This is a genomic window from Actinomadura sp. NPDC048032, assembly GCF_040653175.1.
Taxonomy (GTDB): domain Bacteria; phylum Actinomycetota; class Actinomycetes; order Streptosporangiales; family Streptosporangiaceae; genus Spirillospora; species Spirillospora verrucosospora.
Map to the genome: position 1 here is coordinate 1 of NZ_JBEZJP010000646.1, position 3,025 is coordinate 3,025.

The 3,025-nt window shown below is 72.6% G+C and carries 3 protein-coding genes; 1 reads left to right on the forward strand and 2 read right to left on the reverse strand.

The genetic code is table 11. The annotated features are described in order from the left end of the window. Positions 1-36: 36 nt before the first annotated feature. Together AB0C69_RS40540 and AB0C69_RS40545 are read right to left on the reverse strand one after the other, a co-directional pair. Positions 37-546 carry a hypothetical protein gene (locus tag AB0C69_RS40540; RefSeq protein ID WP_360361821.1) on the reverse strand — a complete coding sequence of 170 codons (510 nt, stop codon included), beginning with the start codon at positions 544-546 and terminating at the stop codon, positions 37-39. A gap of 41 nt (positions 547-587) precedes the next feature. After that, positions 588-1,592 carry a hypothetical protein gene (locus AB0C69_RS40545; protein ID WP_345177054.1) on the reverse strand — a complete coding sequence of 335 codons (1,005 nt, stop codon included), beginning with the start codon at positions 1,590-1,592 and terminating at the stop codon, positions 588-590. Positions 1,593-1,862: 270 nt separating this feature from the next. Here AB0C69_RS40545 and AB0C69_RS40550 point away from each other — a divergent pair. Beyond that, the coding region (locus AB0C69_RS40550; protein WP_360361824.1) for a hypothetical protein at positions 1,863-3,025 on the forward strand (1,163 nt) is incomplete at its 3' end.

Genomic DNA, 3,025 nt, shown 5'->3' on the forward strand with positions numbered 1-3,025 from the left:
GCTCGCCGGAGACGGCGAGCGGCGCCCCTTCGCCCGTCAGCCCAGGCGCACGGCGCGCTCGTGCTTGCCGTCCGCTATCTCCAGCACCTGCGCACGCGCCGCGGCGTCGGCCAGCGGCGCGATGAGACGGGCCAGCGGAGTGCGCTGCGGGGTCCCCGGCATCTCGGCCAGTTCGGTGATCCGGCGCACCCCGGCCTCCCCGTGCAGCTCGAAGCCGCGGACGGGGTGGGCCCAGATCCTGCCCTGCGCGGTGTCCATCACCGGCACCGCCTGGTCACCCGGGGCGACGGCCAGGTCGCCTAAAACCCAGCCGGTCTGCCGCGCCGCCTCGGCGTAGGCGATGACCTGCTCCAGGTCGCGCCGCAGCCGGGGGACGCGGGAGGAGTCGAACGTGACCGGCGGGCCGGCCAGCGCGACGGCGTCGCGGCAGCCCAGCCGGCCCGCGATCTCGGCGACCCGATCGAGGACACTGCGGTGAACGTGGCCCACCTGCACTCCATCCACAATCAGCAGCGCCACGTCCGCGCGGCCCTGCGATTCGGCCATCGGTTCCCCCTGCCCAGCGGCCCCCGGCCGCCAGGGACGGCTCAGGCTGGACGCATGTCCACGACGCGGTCGGAGTCCAGGATGAAACTGGCGGCCTCGTCCGGAGTGACCCCGAGGACGTCGATGACCAGCCGGATCGGACCGACCTTCTCGGCGTCGCAGCGGTGGCACCTGGTGCGGTTGTCCCCGTAGACCTTCATCGAGGGGTTCCGGTCGCCGTTGCTGTGCCTGTTCGGACGCGGGCAGTGCCACAGGTTCCCGTCGTCGGAGGAGGAGCCGAGGCGCGTCAGCACCGTCCGGACGTCCACCGACTTGGCCTCGGCGATCCGCTTGTTGTGCGGCGAGACGGGGACGGGCGGCACCATGTCGGCGCCGCGGCGCCCGGCCCGCAGCTCCTGGCGGTACTTGGCCGCCTCGCGCCGCAGCTTCTCCAGGTCGATGCCCTGGGTCGGGTCGTCCTTGGTGACGGGGGCGGGCTCGTTCCCGGTCGACAGGTAGGGGAACCGGTCGTCGGCCCGCCGCCGCAGCGCCGCGACGAGCACGAACGTGGCCAGCGCGTCCCGGGCCGAGGGCGGCGGGACCATGCGCAGCCGCGCCGCGTACCGGATCACGGTGGCGGCCTCCGGGGTCACGAGCCGCTGGGCGCCGGAGCCGACCTGCACGGTGGGGACGGGCCCCTCCTCGCCGCCGACCTGGCCCCATTCCAGGTACCCGGAGGGCCGGCCCGCGTCGGGGAAGGCCTCTCCCTGCGGGTCCAGCCGCGAGAACTCCAGGACGGTGCCGCCGGCGTAGGCGTCGACGCGGCGGCCGGCGAAGCCGCACAGTGCCGCGTACGGCACCAGGCAGCTCGGGTCCTCGGGCGCGAGATAGATCACGCGCGACCGGAAGTCGGCCGCGGTCAGCCCGCTCGCCCGCAGACCGGCGATGGTCGCGGCGATCACGTCCTGGTCGTCGCCCGGAACCAGGTCGACCGACTTGACCCCTTCGATCGCCGGAGGTGAACCGGTGGTGCGAACGGCCAGCACGTAATCGGTCAACTGGTGCATCTGGTCTCCTTTGTAGTGTGCCGCCCCCGTGTGTCACGCATGACTGTCCACGCGACAGGGCGAGCCGCATGCTTTATTTGTCAACCGGTTCGTCGGCGGCGCCGTCCGGCCCTCTGGTACTTGCCGATCCGACCTGCCCCGAAACGGTTATGACTGAAGAGTGGACACCGGGCGGTGGGACCGGTGCCGCACCTGGCCGGAATCGGCCGGGTGCCGAGGTTACCTCCGGCCGTCCGCGGCCGGCGGCAGGACACGGAGAAGGGTGCAACAGTGCCAGCGCAAACCAAGGAAGAATTCTACGTCCGGCGCCTCTTCGACGACGACGTCCCCGTGTTCGTGGACGCGACCAAATACGTCCGGCAGGACGCCCCCTACCCGCTCAGCGCCAAGAAGGCCCTGAAGGCGACCTGCGGGGTGCGCACGGACAACGAGGTCCTGGCGTTCAGCCTGCGCAACTACACCGGCAAGCAGGCCGAGCGGGAGGTCGAGCACGTCGAGAACACCGTCGGCGGGCGGGTGACGTCGCAGAACCAGCTGCGGCTGCGCATGCCGCGCAGGACCCTGCACGGCCTGAACGAGACGGCGCGGGCCCTCGCCGTCGTCCTCGGCGACGAAGTGATCACCGAGCTGGACGGCGACCTCTACGTCCTGAGCCTCTCCCGCAGCGGCAACGAGGGGACGCTGGCCCTGGTGGGCCGGCTCACCGCGTCGGAGGGCGGCTTCGTCCGGTCCGAGGTCGGCGACGGCGAGGCAGAGTTCGAGCTTCCCGTCGCGGGGGTCCGGCTGCGCATCTTCCTCCGCTCCCCCGTCCGCGACCGCATCATCGCCTACGGCTTCAGCGGCTACCTCACCCGCAAGCCCGGCGAGACGGAGACGGTGACCCGGGCGACCGCGCTGGCCATCAACAGCATCCTCGGCCTGGCGACGTTCCGGATGCTGTCGCAGCTGGACCACGTCGACGTCCCCGCGGTGCCGCGCGGCAACGCCGTCCGGCCGCGCAAGCCCGCCGAGCAGGTGACCTTCTCGGTCCCGGCGCTGCTGTTCACCGACGACGGGACCCCGGCGGCCCGCGGCCGCGTCGCCGCCGAGATCGACCTGGACCAGGTGGACCCGGTGACCGGCGGCCTCCAGCTGCACGTCACGGCCGGCGACCAGCTGGAGTGGAACCCGGCGGTGGCCGAGGCGGTGACGTTCGAGTCCTACGAGCGGGTGCTCACCGAGACCATCGGCGCCATGCTCCACTCGTCCGTCGGCGTCGACACGGTGCGCGACCTGGCCTACGACATCATGCTGGGCGACCTCGGCGCCGAGGGCATCGCCCGCCTGCGCGCCGCGACCACCGACCTTCCGGCCTTGGCCAGGAAGTCCCGGGCCCGGTCGCTGGCGGGGGAGTCGAAGAAGGCGGCCGGCGTCGCGGTCTCCACGACCTCGCC